16 protein-coding genes are annotated in these 18,053 nt (G+C 60.7%); 8 read left to right on the top strand and 8 right to left on the bottom strand.

Annotated elements, in window-relative coordinates:
- The first annotated feature begins 138 nt into the window (after positions 1-138).
- From BT204_RS01230 to BT204_RS01220, 3 genes are all read left to right on the top strand, one after another.
- Entirely contained in the window at positions 139-672 is a 534-nt protein-coding gene (locus BT204_RS01230; RefSeq protein WP_072445598.1) for an RNA polymerase sigma factor, read from the top strand.
- A complete protein-coding gene (locus BT204_RS01225) occupies positions 669-1,616 on the top strand; it encodes a FecR family protein (RefSeq protein WP_072445597.1) in 948 nt (315 codons plus the stop codon). Before BT204_RS01230 ends, BT204_RS01225 begins: the two co-directional genes overlap by 4 nt.
- Positions 1,617-1,745: 129 nt before the next feature.
- The gene (locus tag BT204_RS01220; protein ID WP_072445596.1) at positions 1,746-4,187 is read left to right on the top strand and encodes a TonB-dependent siderophore receptor; all 2,442 of its coding nucleotides are present in this window, start codon (positions 1,746-1,748) and stop codon (positions 4,185-4,187) included.
- 205 nt (positions 4,188-4,392) lie between these two features.
- Here the strand turns inward: BT204_RS01220 and ilvD are convergent, their stop codons facing one another.
- Positions 4,393-6,234, bottom strand: a complete 1,842-nt coding sequence (gene ilvD / locus BT204_RS01215) for a dihydroxy-acid dehydratase (RefSeq protein ID WP_003195159.1) — start codon at positions 6,232-6,234, stop codon at positions 4,393-4,395.
- A 386-nt stretch (positions 6,235-6,620) separates the two neighbouring features.
- On the opposite strand from ilvD, the gene BT204_RS01210 reads away from it, so the two are divergent.
- The gene (locus BT204_RS01210) at positions 6,621-7,079 is read left to right on the top strand and encodes an REP-associated tyrosine transposase (RefSeq protein WP_072445595.1); all 459 of its coding nucleotides are present in this window, start codon (positions 6,621-6,623) and stop codon (positions 7,077-7,079) included.
- 129 nt (positions 7,080-7,208) lie between these two features.
- On the opposite strand, the gene BT204_RS01205 is transcribed toward BT204_RS01210, so the two are convergent.
- Positions 7,209-8,405 carry a class I SAM-dependent rRNA methyltransferase gene (locus BT204_RS01205; protein WP_003195152.1) on the bottom strand — a complete coding sequence of 399 codons (1,197 nt, stop codon included), beginning with the start codon at positions 8,403-8,405 and terminating at the stop codon, positions 7,209-7,211.
- Between the two features lie 276 nt (positions 8,406-8,681).
- Between BT204_RS01205 and BT204_RS01200 the strand changes: the two genes are divergently transcribed.
- Both BT204_RS01200 and mutM read left to right on the top strand, forming a co-directional pair.
- A complete protein-coding gene (locus BT204_RS01200) occupies positions 8,682-9,494 on the top strand; it encodes an HDOD domain-containing protein (RefSeq protein WP_169918786.1) in 813 nt (270 codons plus the stop codon).
- A gap of 21 nt (positions 9,495-9,515) precedes the next feature.
- Positions 9,516-10,328: a bifunctional DNA-formamidopyrimidine glycosylase/DNA-(apurinic or apyrimidinic site) lyase gene (gene mutM / locus BT204_RS01195; protein ID WP_003195148.1), complete on the top strand. Its 813-nt coding sequence runs from the start codon at positions 9,516-9,518 to the stop codon at positions 10,326-10,328.
- A 123-nt stretch (positions 10,329-10,451) separates the two neighbouring features.
- Here the strand turns inward: mutM and BT204_RS01190 are convergent, their stop codons facing one another.
- The 5 genes from BT204_RS01190 to BT204_RS01170 all read right to left on the bottom strand — a co-directional run bounded on the left by BT204_RS01190 (position 10,452) and on the right by BT204_RS01170 (position 15,100).
- Positions 10,452-10,703, bottom strand: coding sequence for a YfhL family 4Fe-4S dicluster ferredoxin (locus tag BT204_RS01190; protein ID WP_003195146.1), 252 nt, complete (start codon positions 10,701-10,703; stop codon positions 10,452-10,454).
- A 162-nt stretch (positions 10,704-10,865) separates the two neighbouring features.
- Positions 10,866-11,345, bottom strand: a complete 480-nt coding sequence (coaD, locus tag BT204_RS01185; RefSeq protein WP_003195136.1) for a pantetheine-phosphate adenylyltransferase — start codon at positions 11,343-11,345, stop codon at positions 10,866-10,868.
- A 103-nt stretch (positions 11,346-11,448) separates the two neighbouring features.
- Positions 11,449-13,044 carry a GMC family oxidoreductase gene (locus BT204_RS01180; RefSeq protein ID WP_057976454.1) on the bottom strand — a complete coding sequence of 532 codons (1,596 nt, stop codon included), beginning with the start codon at positions 13,042-13,044 and terminating at the stop codon, positions 11,449-11,451.
- A gap of 53 nt (positions 13,045-13,097) precedes the next feature.
- Positions 13,098-13,643, bottom strand: a complete 546-nt coding sequence (locus tag BT204_RS01175) for a hypothetical protein (RefSeq protein WP_020301931.1) — start codon at positions 13,641-13,643, stop codon at positions 13,098-13,100.
- A gap of 29 nt (positions 13,644-13,672) precedes the next feature.
- The gene (locus tag BT204_RS01170; RefSeq protein ID WP_057976456.1) at positions 13,673-15,100 is read right to left on the bottom strand and encodes a coniferyl aldehyde dehydrogenase; all 1,428 of its coding nucleotides are present in this window, start codon (positions 15,098-15,100) and stop codon (positions 13,673-13,675) included.
- 145 nt (positions 15,101-15,245) lie between these two features.
- Here BT204_RS01170 and BT204_RS01165 point away from each other — a divergent pair, with 145 nt between their 5' ends.
- The gene (locus BT204_RS01165; RefSeq protein ID WP_005792294.1) at positions 15,246-15,917 is read left to right on the top strand and encodes a TetR/AcrR family transcriptional regulator; all 672 of its coding nucleotides are present in this window, start codon (positions 15,246-15,248) and stop codon (positions 15,915-15,917) included.
- Between the two features lie 33 nt (positions 15,918-15,950).
- The gene (locus tag BT204_RS01160) at positions 15,951-16,805 is read left to right on the top strand and encodes a sulfurtransferase (protein ID WP_054897588.1); all 855 of its coding nucleotides are present in this window, start codon (positions 15,951-15,953) and stop codon (positions 16,803-16,805) included.
- A gap of 116 nt (positions 16,806-16,921) precedes the next feature.
- Here BT204_RS01160 and BT204_RS01155 read toward each other — a convergent pair whose 3' ends face one another.
- Positions 16,922-17,920 carry a hydrolase gene (locus BT204_RS01155; protein WP_054897587.1) on the bottom strand — a complete coding sequence of 333 codons (999 nt, stop codon included), beginning with the start codon at positions 17,918-17,920 and terminating at the stop codon, positions 16,922-16,924.
- Positions 17,921-18,053: the final 133 nt, after the last annotated feature.

Genomic DNA, 18,053 nt, shown 5'->3' with positions numbered 1-18,053 from the left:
TGGGAGCGGGCTTGCCCGCGAAGGCGGTCTTAAGAACACCGCAGACTCAAAGGCAAAATAGATATCAATTGCGAACTAATCTCATTCTTTGCTAGCGTGCGCACTCCCTGAACCGTCCGTTCTTCTCAAGGTAGTGCTGTGTCCTCCTGGAATACGCAGATCGCGCGCCTGTTCGCGGAGCAGAAGAAAGCCCTCGAAGCCTTCGTCACGCGCCGCACCGGCAGCGCCCAGGTGGCTGCCGACCTGACCCAGGAATCCTTCCTGCGCCTGGCGCGCCTGGAGTCCGGCGAGAAGATCGATAACCTACCCGCGTTCCTCTTCACCATTGCCAGCAACCTGGTGCGCGACCACCAGCGCCAGGCTATCCGCCGCGAGCGTCTGGATGCCGGCGCACCGAGCGAAGAACTGCCCTGCAGCAACCCCGGTGCCGACGAACAACTGGCCGCCTATCAGCAGGAGCAACTGATGCAGGATGCGATCCTGGGCCTGCCCGAGGCGACTCGGCGGATCTTCCTGCTCTATCATGTCGACGAGCTTTCCTACCGCGAGATTGGCGAACGCCTGTCGATCAGCCCGCGCAGTGTGGAATACCAATTGCGTCGCGCCTTGATTGAATGCCGTGGGTACATCAAGACGCGCCTAGCCTGCGATGCACAAGGACGTCGGTCATGACTGCCCTGCCTACTGCTGATGTGTTGTTCGAAGAGGCGTCCGGCTGGTATTTCCGCCTGCACGCCGAGGACTTGACCCCGGCTGAAATGGACGCCTTTGCTGCGTGGCTCGGTCAGGGCCAGGCGCAGGATGATGCCTGGCAGGAAGTGCAGGCGATGCTCGGTGGCCTGCGTGAGCCGGCGCGCGTCATTCGCCGTGCCGAGCAGGCCACCTGGCGTAAACCGCTGCGGCGCTGGGCGTATGCGGCTGCCGTGTTGCTGGCCGTGGGCCTGACCGTGCAGAACACTCCCTGGCTTGACCGTTTGCGCGCCGACTACGCCACCGGCACTGGCGAGTCGCGCAGCATTGAACTGGCCGATGGTTCCCACCTTCAACTCAACACCGACAGTGCGGTGCAAATCCGCATGAGTGCGGGTGAGCGGCAGATTCGTTTGCTGCGTGGCGAAGGTTTCTTCGATGTGACCAAGGACCCCGCACGGCCCTTCGTGGTGCAGTCGGGCGACGGCTGGGTGCGAGTGGTCGGCACCCAGTTCAGTGTGGCGCGGCGTGATGACCAGACGCGTGTGCAGGTGGCGCAGGGCAAGGTTGAAGTCAGTGCAGGGAGCGGCACGCCGGTCTATCTGGAACCGGGGCGGGCCGTGGAGTATCAGAGCCGGCACCTTGCACACGTCCACGGTTTCGACCCGGCCAGCGGCTTTGCCTGGCGTCAGCGGCAACTGGTGTTCCGTCAGCAACCTTTGTCGGTGGTGGTCTCTGAACTGAATCGTTACTGGCCCGGCAAGACGCTGGTGCTCGGTGATGCGTTGCGCAGTCGGGTAGTGTCCGGCGTGTTCGAAATCGACAAACCCGATGCCGTGCTCAAGGCGTTGGAATACACCCTCAACCTGCGTGCCGAGCACTACACCCCGTATTTGCTGGTGTTGCGTGAAGGCAATGCGTCCTGACGGCAATTTCTCAAAATATTTTCAGGGTTTCCCCGCAAGCCATCGTCCTTGATCACTGAGGCGTAAATAGTAAGCACTCTCAAGTAGTGCGGCGCCGATCACAGACTTTTGTACCGGGGAGCACCATTCATGGCACACCGATTCGCCACACGGCCCTTGCTGGCCTTGGCCATTTCCTTGGCCAGCTGTATCGCGCCGTCGTACCTGCAGGCCGCTGAGGCCAACCAGGCCCAGACCTACCGCTTCGATATTCCCGGGCAGGGCCTGGACGCTGCGCTGGCGGCGTTCTCGGCGGTGACGCGGGTTCAGGTGCTAGTGAATGGGGAGTTGACCCAGGGGGTGATATCGCCGGGTGTGAAGGGCAACCTGGGGCAGCGTGAAGCCTTGGGGCAGCTGCTCGGCGGCACGGGACTGAGCGCGGCGTTTATCAATGCCGATACCGTCACCCTGGAAAAACGTGTGGTGCCAGGTTCTGCCCTGGAAGTGGGCGCCACCACCATCACGGCCGAACGCCTGGGCATCACCACCGAAGGCACGGGCTCGTACACCACGGGGGCTGTGACCCTGGGCAAGGGCGAGCAAAAACTCAAGGACATCCCGCAGTCGGTCAGCGTCATGACCCGCAAGCAGATGGATGATCAGAACACCACCAAGCTCTCTGAAGTGGTCAAGCGCACGCCCGGCCTGACAGCGACCAAGTCTCCCGGCTCCGGTATGTTCATCTTCTCCCGTGGCTTCGAGGTTGGCACCCTGCAATACGACGGTGTGGGGATTCCACGTAACACTTACACCTTGGGCAGCTATCTCACCGAAAACATGGCCATTTACGACCGCGTCGAGACGCTGCGCGGCCCGGCCGCCTTGCTGCAAGGTGCCAACAGCCCCGGCGGCACCATGAACCTGGTGCGCAAGCGCGGGCAGCAAGCGCCGACGGCGACCATTACCGCCAAGGCTGGCTCATGGGACCACTACGGCACTCAGGTCGATGTCGGTGGCCCGCTGAACGCCGAAGGCACCTTGCGCGGACGCTTCGTGGCGGATTACGACACCACCGACTCCTTCGTCGACTATGCGGGCGGCTGGAACCAGACGGTTTATGGCGCCGTCGACTACGATTTCACTCCCGACACCACCGTCGGCCTGGGCATCAGTAACCAGAAGGGCCATTCGCGCCCCAACTTCATGTCGTTGCCCCGTTATGCCGACGGCAGTGATATCGGTCTGCCGCGTTCGACATTTGTCGGCGCCAGTTGGAACCGCAGCGTCAACAATCAGACTCAGGTGTTTGCCGACATCGAGCACCGCTTCAACGATAACTGGAAAGTGAAAGCCGCACTGGTAGCCATGGATGAGCACAACGACGCAACCTACCAGGCGACGTGGGACACGGTACCCGTCGGCGGTGGCGCTGTGCCCTATGTAGATTGGATCACCGACTTCAATACCAAGAGCCGCGGCGCGGATGTGTATGTAAACGGCAAGTTTGAGGGGCTGGGCTTCCAGCAGGAAGTGGTGCTGGGCGCCAACTATTCCAAGCTCACCACCGACGACCAGTGGGCACGGGCTTCAAACCCCGGCGCGGATATCTTCAACATCGACCACAACCGCCCACAGCGCGACAAATACCAATTGTTCCAGGAGGGTGCCGCCTCGAAGAGCTGGTATGACATTCGCCAGAAAGGCATCTATGGCACCTGGCGTGTGAAAGTCCTGGACCCGCTGACGTTGATCGTCGGTGCGCGTACCAGTTGGTATGACTATTCCTACATTGGCCAGAGTGGTTTCAAAGGCACATATGGTGCCCCGCAAGACAATACCACCCAGTCCAATGGCAAGGTTACGCCCTACGCCGGCCTGGTCTATGCGCTCAACGAGCAGTGGTCGGCCTACGCCAGCTATGCCGATGCCTTTGAGCCGCAAACCAACCTGACCACCTCCGGCTCCCTGCTCAAGCCTATCGAGGGCAAAAACTACGAGTTGGGCATCAAGGGAGAGCTGGCTGACGGGCGCCTCAATACCTCGTTTGCGATCTTCCGTTACGATCAGGAAAACCGTAGCGTGCAGGACCTGCAAGGGCCAATGAACTGCAATGGTTGGTACTGCTCGGTCGCCTCTGGCAAGGTCCGCAGCCAAGGCTTTGAAGCCACACTCAGTGGTGAGGTGCTGCCAGGCCTGCAGCTCGCCTCCAGCTACACCTACAACACCACTGAATTCCTCAAGGACGACACCTACGAAGGCAAGATTTTCAGCACTTGGACCCCCAAGCACTTGCTCAAGGTCTGGGGTGATTACCAGTTGCCGGGCGATTGGCAACATTGGAGCGTGGGTGCCGGTGTGACCGCGCAAAGCAGCACCGAAGCCTATGACCGTACGTTCAGCGTGCCGGGCAATGCATTGTGGGATTCGCGGGTGGCCTACAAGATCAACCAGGAATTCACCGTGGCGGCAAACCTGAACAACATGTTCGACAAGAAGTATTACATCCCGGCCTACAACGCGAACTGGGGCAGCAATTACTACGGGGACCCACGCAATGTGATGTTCACCATGACCTATACCTCACAGTTCTAAAGCTTGACGCATCATTGCTGTAGGAGCGAGCTTGCTCGCGAAAAACTCAAAGGCACCGCGTTTATTCAGTAAGTACGCGTTATCGTTGACGCTTTTCGCGAGCAAGCTCGCTCCTACACTGGCATTAGGGGTAAGCCCCGTACCATATGGGATTTCCAGGCATAAAAATGCCCCGCACCTGGCGGGGCTTTTTTATGCGCGGGGCTTACAGGCCGTCGAGCATGGCTTTGTTGCGTACGGCACCCTTGTCGGCACTGGTGGCCAACAACGCGTAGGCCTTCAATGCGGTGGTGACTTTACGCGGGCGCTTCTCCACTGGCTTCCAGCCTTTCTTGTCCTGCTCAACCCGGCGTGCCGCCAGTTCTTCATCGCTGATCAACAGGTTGATCGAGCGGTTCGGAATGTCGATCAGCACCTTGTCGCCATCCTGCACCAGGCCAATCGCGCCACCGGCAGCAGCTTCCGGCGAAGCGTGGCCGATGGACAGGCCCGATGTGCCGCCGGAGAAACGGCCGTCGGTCAGCAGGGCGCAGGCTTTGCCCAGGCCTTTGGATTTCAGGTAGGACGTGGGGTAAAGCATCTCCTGCATACCCGGGCCGCCTTTAGGACCTTCGTAGCGGATGATCACGATATCGCCTTCCTTGACTTCGTCCGCAAGGATGCCGCGTACCGAGCTGTCCTGGCTTTCGTAGATCTTGGCGCGGCCTTCGAAGACGTGGATGGACTCATCCACGCCTGCCGTTTTGACCACACAGCCGTCGAGGGCGATGTTGCCGTACAGCACGGCCAGGCCGCCTTCTTGCGAGTAGGCGTGCTCGACACTGCGGATGCAGCCGTTTTCACGGTCGTCGTCCAGGGTGTCCCAGCGGGTCGACTGGCTGAACGCGGTCTGGGTGGGGATACCGGCAGGGCCGGCCTTGAAGAAGGTGTGCACGGCTTCGTCGTCGGTCTGGGTGATGTCCCACTTGGCGATGCCTTCGGCGATGGACTTGCTGTGCACGGTTGGCAGGTCGGTATGCAGCAGGCCACCACGGGCCAGGGAGCCGAGGATCGAGAAGATCCCGCCGGCGCGGTGCACGTCTTCCATGTGGTACTTCTGGATGTTCGGCGCGACTTTGCACAGTTGCGGCACGTGACGGGACAGGCGGTCGATGTCGCGCAGGTCGAAATCGATCTCGGCTTCCTGGGCCGCGGCCAGCAGGTGCAGGATGGTGTTGGTGGAACCGCCCATGGCGATGTCCAGGGTCATGGCGTTTTCGAACGCCTTGAAGTTGGCGATATTGCGCGGCAACACCGACTCATCGTTCTCGCCGTAGTAACGCTTGCACAGCTCGACGATGGTGCGGCCGGCCTGCAGGAACAACTGCTCGCGGTCGCTGTGAGTGGCCAGTGTGGAACCGTTGCCCGGCAAGGCGAGACCCAAGGCTTCCACCAGGCAGTTCATCGAGTTGGCGGTGAACATGCCGGAGCACGAACCGCAGGTCGGGCAGGCGCTGCGCTCGTATTCCGCGACCTTCTCGTCAGAAGCGCTGGAATCGGCGGCGATCACCATGGCGTCGACCAGGTCGAGGCCGTGGGAGGCAAGTTTGGTCTTGCCGGCTTCCATCGGCCCGCCGGAGACGAAGATCACCGGGATGTTCAGGCGCAAGGCAGCCATCAACATGCCGGGGGTGATCTTGTCGCAGTTGGAGATGCACACGATGGCGTCGGCACAGTGGGCGTTGACCATGTACTCCACGGAGTCGGCGATGATCTCGCGGCTCGGCAGGGAATACAGCATGCCGTCATGACCCATGGCGATGCCGTCATCCACGGCAATGGTGTTGAATTCCTTTGCCACGCCACCGGCGCGTTCGATCTCGCGGGCGACCAGTTGGCCCAGGTCCTTGAGGTGGACATGGCCAGGCACGAACTGGGTGAACGAGTTGGCAATCGCGATGATCGGCTTTTTGAAGTCGTCATCTTTCATCCCCGTGGCACGCCACAGCGCGCGCGCACCGGCCATGTTGCGGCCGTGGGTGGATGTTTTCGAGCGGTAATCAGGCATTGGAGCACTCCGGGCGGCTAATCAAGTACTAAAGGGGAGTGAGCTTCTAATTGACGACTGGAACACTCAGAAAATGGCCGTGTGTCCGGAAGTTGCCACTCGCGTCGCGGGATCGCCGCGTGCTTGGGCCTCGAGCTCATAAACCCGCCGGGGGATGACTGGCGATGAATAGGGCCGATTCTACACCGACTTCTTGTAGGAGCGAGCTTGCTCGCGAAAATCGTCAACGATGACGCAGTGCTATCAGGTGGACCGGGGTGACTATTCGTTTTTCGCGAGCAAGCTCGCTCCTACAACGGCAAGACATATCTGGAACCACTGTTTAAGGCCTCGCTGGCGCGCTGGCTCCTACCGTTTATCTTCCAATCACAGAAGAGGACGAAGGAATGTCCACCCAGCAAAATGCTCATCGACTGCGTAAAGGGCGCTATTCAGAATCGGGCCGTATCTACTTGCTAACGGCTGTCACCCATCAACGGCAACACATTTTTCAAGACTGGCTTATCGGTCGCTTGCTGGTCCGCGAATTCAGAAAGGCTCAGGAAGAAGGAGATGCAACATCACTAGCCTGGGTGGTCATGCCCGATCATTTCCACTGGCTGGTGGAATTGCACAACGGCGATTTGCCCAGGCTCATGCAGCGAACCAAATCGCGAAGTGCCCGTGCAGTCAATAAGGCAAGACAGTCCTTCGGAGTGCTTTGGCAAAAAGGCTATTTCGACCGAGCGCTGCACCGTGAGGAAGACTTGAAGGCAATGGCTCGCTACATCGTCGCAAACCCCTTGCGCGCAGGCTTGGTCGAGCACATTGGCCAATACCCACTATGGGACGCCATCTGGCTATAAGGCTCCCTTCCCTGTAGGAGCGAGCTTGCTCGCGAAGATCGACAACGATAACGCAGCGCTATCAGGTAGCCCGTGGCGGCTATTCGTTCTTCGCGAGCAAGCTCGCTCCTACAGAGGGGTCGGTTTTAATCAGCTATTGGGTAGCAACCGGCACGTAATGCTCTTGATATAGCGCGTCTCGGCAATCGCCGGGTGCACCGGGTGGTCCGGGCCCTGGCCGCCGCGTTCGAGCATCTGGATATTGCGGTCCAGGTGGCGGGCGCTGGTCAGCAGGATGTTCTGCAGATCGTCTTCCGGCAGGTGCATCGAGCACGACGCGCTGACCAGGATGCCGTCCTTGCTGAGCAGGCGCATGGCTTGCTCGTTGAGGCGGCGGTAGGCGCCTTCGCCGTTTTTCATGTCTTTTTTGCGCTTGATGAAGGCCGGTGGGTCGGCGACGATCACGTCGAAGCGTTCTTCGCTGGCTTTCAGTTCTTTAAGCGCTTCAAAGACGTCGCCTTCGATACAGGTCATCTTCTCGGCAAAACCGTTCAGCGCGGCGTTGCGCTCTACGCCGTCGAGGGCGAAGGCCGAAGCGTCGACGCAGAACACTTCACTGGCGCCGAAGGCTGCAGCCTGCACGCCCCAGCCGCCGATGTAGCTGTACAGGTCCAGTACTCGCTTGCCCTTGGCATACGGGGCCAGGCGGGCGCGGTTCATGCGGTGGTCGTAGAACCAGCCGGTTTTCTGGCCCTGGATCACCGGGGCTTCGAACTTGACGCCGTTCTCTTCCAGCGCCACCCACTCCGGCACCAGGCCGAACACGGTTTCGACGTAGCGGTTGAGGCCTTCGGCGTCACGTGCGGCGGAGTCGTTCTTGAACAGGATGCCGCTGGGCTTGAGCACTTGGGTCAGCGCGGCGATCACGTCTTCTTTATGGGCTTCCATGGTCGCCGAGGCGATCTGTACCACCAGGATGTCGCCGAAACGGTCGACCACCAGGCCCGGCAGCAGGTCGGAATCACCGTAGACCAGGCGGTAGAACGGCTTGTCGAACAGGCGGTCACGCAGCGACAGAGCCACGTTGAGGCGGTGCACCAGCAGCGACTTGTCCAGCGGCAACTTGATGTCGCGCGACAGCAGGCGGGCGCAGATCAGGTTGTTCGGGCTCATGGCCACGATGCCCAGGGTCTTGCCGCCGGCGGCTTCCAGGATAGCCTGGTCGCCTGCCTGGAAGCCGTGGAGTGGGGTGGCGGCCACGTCGATTTCGTTGCTGTAGACCCACAGGTGGCCGTTGCGCAAACGACGATCGGCGTTGGCTTTGAGACGCAGGCTTGGCAGGGACATGACGTCGCTCCGGAAAAAAGAGCGGGAGTATACCCTTTGCGCACTCTTTCATGTGGGAGCTGGCTTGCCTGCGATATGAGCGGCGCGGTGTATCAGACGTACGGTGGTGAGGCTATCCAGGCAAGCCAGCTCCCACATTCGATCGGGTTTCAGTTGGGTTTTTGGGTGTCGGCCACGTCTGCATAAGGGGTAGAATTCGCGCCTAGCCCAGAGTGCGTACTTATGTCCCAAGAGCTTTCCCCCGAGCAGATCCAACAGGCCCTGCAAGGCATCAGCGTGCCGCCCCAACCGCAAATCATGGTGGATTTGCAGATGGAGCAGTACATGCCCGACCCGGACCTGGAAGTGATTGCAAGGTTGATCTCCCAAGACCCTGGCTTGTCCGGTGCACTGCTGAAGATCGTCAATTCGCCGTATTACGGCCTGAGCAATAAGATCGCTTCGATCCAGCGTGCGGTGAACCTGCTGGGCAGCCGTTCGATCATCAATTTGATCAACGCGCAGTCAATCAAGGGCGAGATGTGCGACGACACTATCGTCACCCTCAACCGCTTCTGGGACACTGCCCAGGATGTGGCCATGACCTGCCTCACACTGGCCAAGCGCACCGGCTCGCAAACCGTCGACGAAGCCTATGCCCTGGGCCTGTTCCACGATTGCGGCGTGCCGTTGATGCTCAAGCGCTTCCCCAACTACATGTCCGTGCTGGAACAGGCATACGCCAACGCCGGCCCGGATTGCCGCGTGGTCGATACCGAGAACAATGCGTTCCACACCAACCATGCGGTAGTCGGCTACTACACCGCCAAGTCCTGGCGCCTGCCGGAGCATGTCACCGACGCCATCGCCAATCACCATAACGCCCTGGTGATTTTCAGCGATGAGACGACGCGCAACCCGCAGCTCAAGAACCTGCTGGCCATTTTGAAGATGGCCGAGCATATCTGTTCGTCTTACCGCGTACTGGGTAACCAGGCGGTGGACCATGAGTGGAATGCCATCGGCCACCTGGTGCTGGATTACGTGGGCCTGTCGGACTACGACTTCGAGAGCCTGAAGTTGTCGATCCGCGAACTGGGCGCGCACTAACCCGTCATTCAAGAGGTACACATGCCCGAGTTACCAGAAGTCGAAACCACCCGACGCGGCATTGCCCCGCACCTGGAAGGCCAGCGCGTCAGCCGCGTGGTAGTGCGTGAGCGGCGCCTGCGCTGGCCAATTCCGGAAGACCTGGATGTGCGCCTGTCGGGCCAGCGCATCGTGCTGGTGGAACGGCGTGCCAAGTACCTGTTGATCAATGCCGAAGTGGGCACCTTGATCAGTCACTTGGGCATGTCGGGCAACCTGCGTCTGGTTGAGGTCGGTATGCCGGCGGCCAAGCATGAACATGTGGATATCGAGCTGGAGTCGGGGATGGCCTTGCGCTACACCGACCCGCGGCGCTTCGGTGCGATGCTCTGGAGCCTCGACCCGCACAACCATGAGTTGCTGATGCGGCTGGGGCCGGAGCCGTTGACCGACCTGTTTGATGGCGAGCGTTTGTTCCAGCTGTCTCGCGGTAAGTCCATGGCGGTGAAGCCGTTCATCATGGACAACGCGGTGGTGGTAGGCGTGGGCAATATCTATGCGACAGAAGCGCTGTTTGCAGCTGGGATTGACCCGCGCCGCGCCGCCGGGGGAATTTCACGCGGGCGTTATTTGAAGCTGGCGATTGAGATCAAGCGGGTGCTGGCCGCTGCCATTGAGCGGGGCGGTACCACGTTGCGGGACTTTATCGGCGGCGATGGGCAGCCGGGGTATTTCCAGCAGGAACTGTTCGTGTATGGCCGGGGCGGCGAGGCGTGCAAGGTCTGCGGCACTGAGCTGCGCAATGTGGTGCTGGGGCAGCGGGCGAGTGTGTTTTGCCCTAGGTGTCAGAGCTGATGGTTGGGTGAGGGCTGAGATTGCTATCGCAGGCAAGCCAGCTCCCACATTTGAATGTATTCACATATCCAGGTGTGGGAGCTGGCTTGCCTGCGATGAGGCCTTTACCTGCAATGAAGAGGCTTAGGCCTTACCGGTAATCTTGCGGTACTTCTCCATCAACTGCTCTTCAGTCTCAGGGTGTGCCTCGTCCAGAGGAATGCAATCGACCGGGCATACCTGCTGGCACTGCGGTTCGTCGTAGTGGCCGACGCACTGGGTGCACAGGTTGGGGTCGATCACGTAGATCTCTTCGCCTTGGGAAATGGCGGCGTTCGGGCACTCGGGTTCGCAGACGTCGCAATTGATGCAATCGTCGGTGATGATCAGGGACATGGAAACTCCTGCCAGGGCACTCTGCCAAGGCATCTGAAAACTAATGCGCGCAATTGTGCCGCATTGACGCCCGCAGTGCGAGCCTGTCTCTGTGGTGAGGGATGAAAGGATTGGGACTGCTGCGCAGTCCAGCGGGAGCAAGCTCCCTCGCCACAATGAGCCTTACTTCTTGAAGCGCAATGTCAGTGCGTCTGCTACAGCTGGATGCACGAACTTGGTGATATCTCCGCCCAAAGCAGCGATTTCACGAACCAACGTCGAGGAAATGAACGAATAACGCTCCGACGGCGTGAGGAACAGGCTTTCCACGTCCGGCGCCAATTGGCGGTTCATGTTGGCCAGCTGGAATTCGTATTCGAAGTCCGACACCGCACGCAGGCCACGCAGGAACACATTGGCGTTCTGCTCCTTGGCGAAATGCGCCAGCAGTGTCGAAAAGCCCACTACTTCCACATTCGGCAGGTGCTTGGTGACCTCTTGCGCCAGCTCCACACGTTGTTCCAGGGGAAACAGCGGGTTTTTCTTGGGGCTGGCCGCGACCGCGATGATCACATGGTCGAACAGGCGAGAGGCGCGTTCGACCAGATCGCCATGGCCTTTGGTAATCGGGTCGAAGGTACCTGGGTACAACACTCGGTTCATCGCGTCGTCCTGGCGGAGTCCGTTGGGGAACCGGATGGTATCGCAGCATTACCGGTGGGCCAAGTCGACTTATGTAGATAGATACCGTGAATACCCTGTCTTTTCATGCCGTTTTCAGACGTTCGGCCAATGCGCTCGCCAGTTGCGCGGTCAATCCGTACACCGACAATTGCGGGTTGGCGCCAATGCTGGTGGGGAACAGCGAGCCATCGTGGATCGACAGGTTACGCAACTGATGATGGCGACCCAGGCTGTCGGCGACGGCATTTTTCGGATCTTCACCCATGGCACAACCGCCCATCACGTGGGCGCTGCCCAGGGTGGTGCGATGCAGTTCCAGGTTCAGACCGTCGATCACGCTGCGCGCTTCGGCCAAGTTGTTCACAAAACGCGCGTCGTGATGCAGGGGCTTGACCGATTTGGCCCCCGCCGCGAACTGAATCTCGGCCATGCTGTGGAAGGCCCGGCGCAGGCCGTCCCAGGCGTAGGGCGAGACCTGATAGTCGAGCACTGGCGTGCCGTCACCGCGTAACTCCACCGTGCCGCCTGGGCTGTCGGGGTGAAAGCCGTCGCGCAGCAGGGCGAGCATGGCGTGGGTGTGGGGTAATTGGTTCATGTCCAGGGCGTTCTGGTTGCCGTAGCCACCAAACAGGGTGCTCGCCAGGCCTGGATGCAGGGGCGGTGCTTCCAGTTTGTAGGACATTTTGCCGGTAGTGCCGTCCTGCCATTGGAAGTGGTCGGAGTAGATGGATTGCGGCGCACCGTAGAAGGGGTTGATCACTTCGTCGAACAGCCCGGCGGAGAAATTGACCAGGTGCAGGAAGGTGCGCTTGCCCAGCCGCGAGTGTGGGTCGGGCGCGTCGGAGCGCATCAGCAGGGCCGGGCTGTTGATGCCGCCGCCCGCCAGCACATAGTGCTTGGCTTTCACCCTGATCTTGCGCCCTGTTGGCGCTACGCAGCGTTCGTCCATGGCCACGCATTCGAGGCTGCTGATGGTGTCGCCGCTGTATGTGAGCCGTTCGGCGCGGGCCAGGTAAAGCAGTTCGCCGCCCTTTTCCAGGGTGGACGGGATGGTCGTCACCAGCATTGACTGCTTGGCGTTGACCGGGCAGCCCATGCCGCAATACCCCAGGTTGAAGCAGCCGCGCACATTGCGCGGGATCACATGCCAGCTGTAGCCGAGCTTTTCACAGCCTTTGCGGATCACATCGTTGTTGGCATTCGGCGGCAGCGCCCAGGGCGCGATGCCCAGGCGCTGCTCCATTTTTTCGAACCAGGGCGCCATTTCGGCGCTGCTGTGGCCTTTGACCGCATATTCGCTGGCCCAATGCGCGAGGGTAGCGTCAGGGGTGCGAAAGCTGGAGGTCCAGTTGATCAAGGTGGTACCGCCCACCGCCCGGCCCTGCAGGATGGTGATAGCGCCGTCCTTGCTCATGCGGCCGATGCCTTCCTGGTAAAGGCTGGCGTAGGCTTCGTCTTCCAGCAGCTTGAAATCACTACTGGTCTTGAGCGGGCCTTCTTCGATCAGCAACACTTTGTAGCCGGCGGCGCTGAGGATTTCGGCGGTGGTACCGCCCCCGGCGCCGCTGCCGATGATGGCGACATCCGCTTCCAGGGTCAGGTCGTGATCCAGGGCGGCGCCATTGTGGGTTTTCCAGCCACGGGCCAGGCCGTCGCGGAACAGATCGGGTACGGGCATAGGTGTGCTCTCTTATTCTTGTCGGAAGATGCAATCTTGGGGGATTGCCCAGGCTAGATCTTGGGCGGGCCGGGGTAGCCGCAATGGGCCCAGGACTCGGGCCGGAAGTACCAGGCCATGATCACTAGTTTGAGCAGCGAGCCCTGGCCCATGCGCAAAAGGTTCAGGTAACTGTTTTCCCAGCGGTGCAGGAAATTGCGGATCTGTTCGCTGCTGGCGTTTTCCCAACTGCCCCAGATACCGGTCAGCGGGCCGCGGGTAATGCCCATGCCCAGTACGTCGAATAATTGCTGGGTGAGCTTGAACATCTCGGGCGACAAGTGCTGCAGGCTGTAATCGAGCTTTTTCAGGGTGCCCTCAATACCTGCAAGCACTTGTTCGGCACTGGCCGCGCCTTCTAGCAGCACCGGGATCACCGCCCGCAAGAACGGCAAGTCGCTGGTGCGCAACATCGCAAAGCCGCTGGCCGGCGTACTGCTGGAGCAACCACTGAGGCTGGCGCCCAACCCGGCGGTGGCGAGGAAGGCGCTGGCACACAGGCCGATTTTCAAGACGCCGCGCCGTGACAGCGCGGGTGAATCAGTCAGGCTGGGGTTCATTGTTTTTATAGTCCCGAAGGTGGCGGTTATCAGCGGATAAACAGCTTCTGGATCAGCTTCTGGATCGACTTGCCATAGGGCGGGTAGATCAACTTCGCTGCGTTCAGGCGCTGTTTGACCAGCACACCCTTGGCCTTGCTGAACGTCAGGAAACCTTCGTGACCGTGGTAATGGCCCATGCCTGACGGGCCGATGCCACCGAACGGCATATCGTCCTGGGCGACGTGCAGCAAGGTGTCGTTCAGGCACACACCGCCGGAATGGGTTTCGTGGAGCACCCGCGCTTGTTCGCCTTTGTTGTAGCCGAAGTAATACAAGGCCAGTGGGCGAGGGCGCTGGTTGATGTAGGCAAAGGCTTGGTCAAGGCCGCGATACGGCACGATGGGCAGGAGCGGGCCGAAGATTTCGTCCTGCATCACGGTCATGTCGTCGCTGACATTCAACAGCAGGCTGTGGGCCATTCGCCGCGCCTGGCCTTGCTCGTACAGCGGGATCAAGGTGGCGCCTTTGTCGGTGGCGTCCTTGGCGTAGGCATTGAGCCGGGCCAGTTGGCGCTCGTTGATGATGGCGGTGTAGTCCGGGTTGTCGGCCAGCGTCGGATAAAACCCGCGCACGGCTTTGGAATACGCCTCGACAAAGCCCTCCACGCGATCTTCCGGTACCAGCACATAATCCGGCGCCACGCAGGTTTGTCCGGCGTTCAAGGCTTTGCCGAAAGCGATGCGTTCGGCAGCATCCTTGAGCGGCACGTCGGCCGAGACAATGGCTGGCGATTTGCCGCCCAGCTCCAGGGTCACCGGCGTGAGGTTTTCGGCCGCCGCACGCATCACGTGCTTGCCTATGCTGGTAGCGCCGGTGAACAGCAGGTGATCGAAGCGCAACTTGGAAAACGCCATGCCCACGTCAGCTTCGCCCAGCACGACGCACACCAAGTCCTCGGGGAAGATCCTGGCCAGCAACGCCTTGAGCAGCTCGCCGGTGGCCGGCGTGGACTCGCTGAGCTTGAGCATCACCCGGTTACCGGCAGCCAATGCCCCAACCAGCGGGCCGATGGCCAGGTACAGCGGGTAGTTCCACGGCACGATGACGCCGACGACGCCCAGTGGCTGGTAAATGACTTTGGCTGAGGCGGGCTGGAAGGCAATGCCTACAGCGCGGCGGGAAGGTTTCATCCAGCCCTTGAGGTGTTTGCTCGCGTAGTGAATGCCATGCAGGCTAGGCATCAATTCGGCAAACAGGGTTTCGTCGGCGCTGCGATGGCTGAAATCCTGGCTGATCGCATTGATCAGCGCCTGGCGTTCGTCGCTCAGCAGATCCCGCAGAGCCTTGAGCCATTGCTGGCGCTGCCCGGCCGGCGGCATCGGGTTGGCGGCATAGGCGCGGCGTTGGGCGTCGAACAGGTCCTGGAGTTGATCCAGCGCCTGGGAATCTTGCAGGTAGGCAACGTTGGCAGACATGGCGCGGCACCGATTGTTATTGGTCTGCCTGGATTTTTAGAGTCATTGCTCTAAATTGTCAAATAACATTGCAGTAACATCCAGATTTATCCTGGCCGGGTTAGGCCGTAAGATGCCCCATCCCGTGTATAGAAGCTGATCCCCTATGGCACCACGAGTAAAGACCAGCGAGCGCATTGTGCAAACCAGCCTGGAGCTTTTTAACCAGCAGGGCGAGCGCAGTGTCAGTACCAACCACATTGCCGCCCACATGGAAATTTCCCCGGGCAACCTGTACTACCACTTCCCTAACAAGCAGGCGATCATCGCCGTGCTGTTCCGCGAATATGAAGCGTTGGTAGACAGTTTCCTGCGCCCGCCCCAGGGACGCACGATGGTGGTGGAGGATAAACGCTTTTACCTGCAAGCCGTATTGGCCGGCATGTGGCGTTATCGCTTCCTGCATCGCGACCTCGAACACCTGCTGGAGAGCGACCCGGAACTGGCGACCGGCTACCGGCGTTTTTCCCAGCGTTGCCTGATCCAGGGCGGCGCGATCTACCAGGGCTTTGTCGATGCCGGCATTCTCAATATGGACCCGGTGCAAACAGAAGCCCTGACCCTGAATGCGTGGATCATCCTCACCTCGTGGGTGCGCTTTTTGTGTACCACCAATGAAAAATCCACCCACCTGAGCGCCGAGGCGATCAAGCGTGGGGTTTATCAGGTGCTGGTGCTGGAGGCGGGGTTTGTCACGCCACAGGCCAAAGAGGCGGTGGACGCCTTGTTCAAAGAGTTTTACGTGCCGTTGAATCAGGCACTGGAAGAAGTGAAGTAAGACCTTTCCCCTTTGTATTCACAGGAGTCAGTCATGCCGCTTGCCCAACTGATCAGCCCCCAGCAATTGGCCGAGCGCCAACAGTCGAGCGGGTGGGTGATCCTGGATTGCCGCTTTGCCCTGGAAGACCCGGACTACGGCTTGTGCAGTTACGCCGAAGGGCATATCGAGGGCGCGCAATACGCCGACCTGGAGCGCCACCTGAGCGGCCCGGTGACCAAGGGCGTGACCGGTCGTCATCCTTTGCCGGCGGCGGACACGTTCGCCAGGCAACTGCGGGCCTGGGGTATCAGTGCCGACACCGATGTGGTGCTGTATGACGACGGCCCCGGTGCCTACGCCGCCCGTGCCTGGTGGCTGCTGGCCTGGCTGGGCAAGCGTGATGGTGTGTTTATTCTGGATGGTGGCCTCAAGGCCTGGCATGCCGCCGGTTTCCCCCTGAGCCTGGACGCGCCCGTGGTTGAGCCAGGTACCTTCGCCGGTACGCCGGATCATCGTCTGTTGCTGGATGCCGAACACCTGCAAAAACGCCTGGGCCAACCCGGCCTGACCTTGATCGACGCCCGCGCCCAGCCGCGCTTTCGTGGCGAAGTAGAACCCATCGACCCGATTGCCGGGCATATCCCTGGCGCGCAATGCGCGGCGTTCAGTGAAAACCTGGGCAGTGATGGTCGTTTCTTACCGGCTGATCAGCTCAAGCAACGCTTTGCCGCGCAGCTGCAAGGGCGCCCGCCGCAGGAGTTGGTGGCGTATTGCGGGTCTGGGGTGACGGCGTGCCATAACCTGTTTGCGTTGAGCCTGGCGGGGTACCCGTTGGGTAAGTTGTATGCGGGGTCGTGGAGTGAGTGGATTACTGATCCAGCTCGGGAAATAGCCACGGGCGAGTAAACGACCGGTGTAAACGTTTCATTGAAATGTGGGAGCTGGCTTGCCTGCGATAGCAGAGTGTCAGCCACCTCAACATTGGCTGGCCCACCGCTATCGCAGGCAAGCCAGCTCCCACACTATTGACCGTATTGGGTCTGGAGCCACTGCGGGATCCGGCGTTCCAGGTAGTAACCAGGGCGCTTCAACGAACCCTCCACAAACCCCACATGCCCGCCCTTGGCCAGCAACTCGAACTCGGTGCAGGCCGACAGCTCACTGGCGTCAGGCAAGCTGTGCGCAAACACAAACGGATCATCAGCCGCCTGGATAATCAGCGTCGGCGTGCGGATACCGCCCAGGTAATAGCGGCTGGAAGCGCGGCGATAGTAATCCTCGGCACTCAAGAAACCGTGCAGCGGCGCGGTTACCCGCCCGTCGAAGTCCCAGAACGTGCGCATCTTTTCCAGGGAGCCAAGGGCCTCCAGGGTTTTGAGCCCATCCTCACGACCGTCCTGCAGGAATTGGCGTTGCTTGACGCGGATATACGCCAGCATCTCGCGCATGAAGTGCTTTTGATACACCCGCGAGAACCCCAACCCAATGCGATCCGCGCATTGATCCAGGCGAAACGGCACCGACACCGCCGCCGCGCCCTGCAGCCCTGAGGCCTCGCCGGTTTCCCCCAAATGCTTGAGCAACACGTTGCCGCCCAGGGAGTAACCCACCGCGTACAAGGGCGCCAAAGGCCGCTTGGCGCGCAGATGAGCAATCGCGGCTGCCAGGTCTTCGCTGGCGCCGGAGTGATAGCTGCGAGCCAGCAGGTTGGGCTCGCCCGAGCAGCCGCGCCAGTTCAACGCAGCACTGGCCCAGCCTTGGGTGGCGAGGACTTTTTGCAGGCCGGCCACATAGGGCGAATTGGACGAACCGGTCAGCCCATGCAACACCAGCACCAAAGGCGCTTGCACGTCATGAGGCCCGTGCCAGTCGAGATCGAGGAAGTCGCCATCCTCCAGCCACAGGCGCTCACGCTGACGCTCGATGTGGGTGGTCGGGCGCCACAGCGGCCCCCACAGTGTCTGCAAGTGTGGATTGCCGAGGCCGAAGGCGGGTTTGAACAGGTCGCAAGAAGGGGTCATGACGCTCTCGGTGGCAAGTGAACTCACTGTGGCGAGCGAGCTTGCTCGCGCTGGGCCGCGTAGCGGCCCCATCAAGAACACTGCGTTTATTCAGTCGGAACACCTTGGCAGGTTTCAGGGCCGCTTCGCAGCC

Origin of the sequence: Pseudomonas sp. NFPP02, assembly GCF_900119355.1 — a bacterium.
Taxonomy (GTDB): domain Bacteria; phylum Pseudomonadota; class Gammaproteobacteria; order Pseudomonadales; family Pseudomonadaceae; genus Aquipseudomonas; species Aquipseudomonas paracarnis.
This window is presented reverse-complemented; position numbering and strand designations above follow the sequence as displayed.

Bases quoted from the DNA above. Each gene is read 5' to 3' on its own strand.
- BT204_RS01175 (WP_020301931.1), bottom strand. From the start codon at position 13,643: ATGAACCCCAGCCTGACTGATTCACCCGCGCTGTCACGGCGCGGCGTC.
- BT204_RS01160 (WP_054897588.1), top strand. From the start codon at position 15,951: ATGCCGCTTGCCCAACTGATCAGCCCCCAGCAATTGGCCGAGCGCCAA.
- BT204_RS01155 (WP_054897587.1), bottom strand. From the start codon at position 17,920: ATGACCCCTTCTTGCGACCTGTTCAAACCCGCCTTCGGCCTCGGCAAT.
- coaD (WP_003195136.1), bottom strand. From the start codon at position 11,345: ATGAACCGAGTGTTGTACCCAGGTACCTTCGACCCGATTACCAAAGGC.
- mutM (WP_003195148.1), top strand. From the start codon at position 9,516: ATGCCCGAGTTACCAGAAGTCGAAACCACCCGACGCGGCATTGCCCCG.
- BT204_RS01180 (WP_057976454.1), bottom strand. From the start codon at position 13,044: ATGCCCGTACCCGATCTGTTCCGCGACGGCCTGGCCCGTGGCTGGAAA.
- ilvD (WP_003195159.1), bottom strand. From the start codon at position 6,234: ATGCCTGATTACCGCTCGAAAACATCCACCCACGGCCGCAACATGGCC.
- BT204_RS01205 (WP_003195152.1), bottom strand. From the start codon at position 8,405: ATGTCCCTGCCAAGCCTGCGTCTCAAAGCCAACGCCGATCGTCGTTTG.
- BT204_RS01210 (WP_072445595.1), top strand. From the start codon at position 6,621: ATGTCCACCCAGCAAAATGCTCATCGACTGCGTAAAGGGCGCTATTCA.
- BT204_RS01170 (WP_057976456.1), bottom strand. From the start codon at position 15,100: ATGTCTGCCAACGTTGCCTACCTGCAAGATTCCCAGGCGCTGGATCAA.
- BT204_RS01190 (WP_003195146.1), bottom strand. From the start codon at position 10,703: ATGTCCCTGATCATCACCGACGATTGCATCAATTGCGACGTCTGCGAA.
- BT204_RS01165 (WP_005792294.1), top strand. From the start codon at position 15,246: ATGGCACCACGAGTAAAGACCAGCGAGCGCATTGTGCAAACCAGCCTG.
- BT204_RS01225 (WP_072445597.1), top strand. From the start codon at position 669: ATGACTGCCCTGCCTACTGCTGATGTGTTGTTCGAAGAGGCGTCCGGC.
- BT204_RS01220 (WP_072445596.1), top strand. From the start codon at position 1,746: ATGGCACACCGATTCGCCACACGGCCCTTGCTGGCCTTGGCCATTTCC.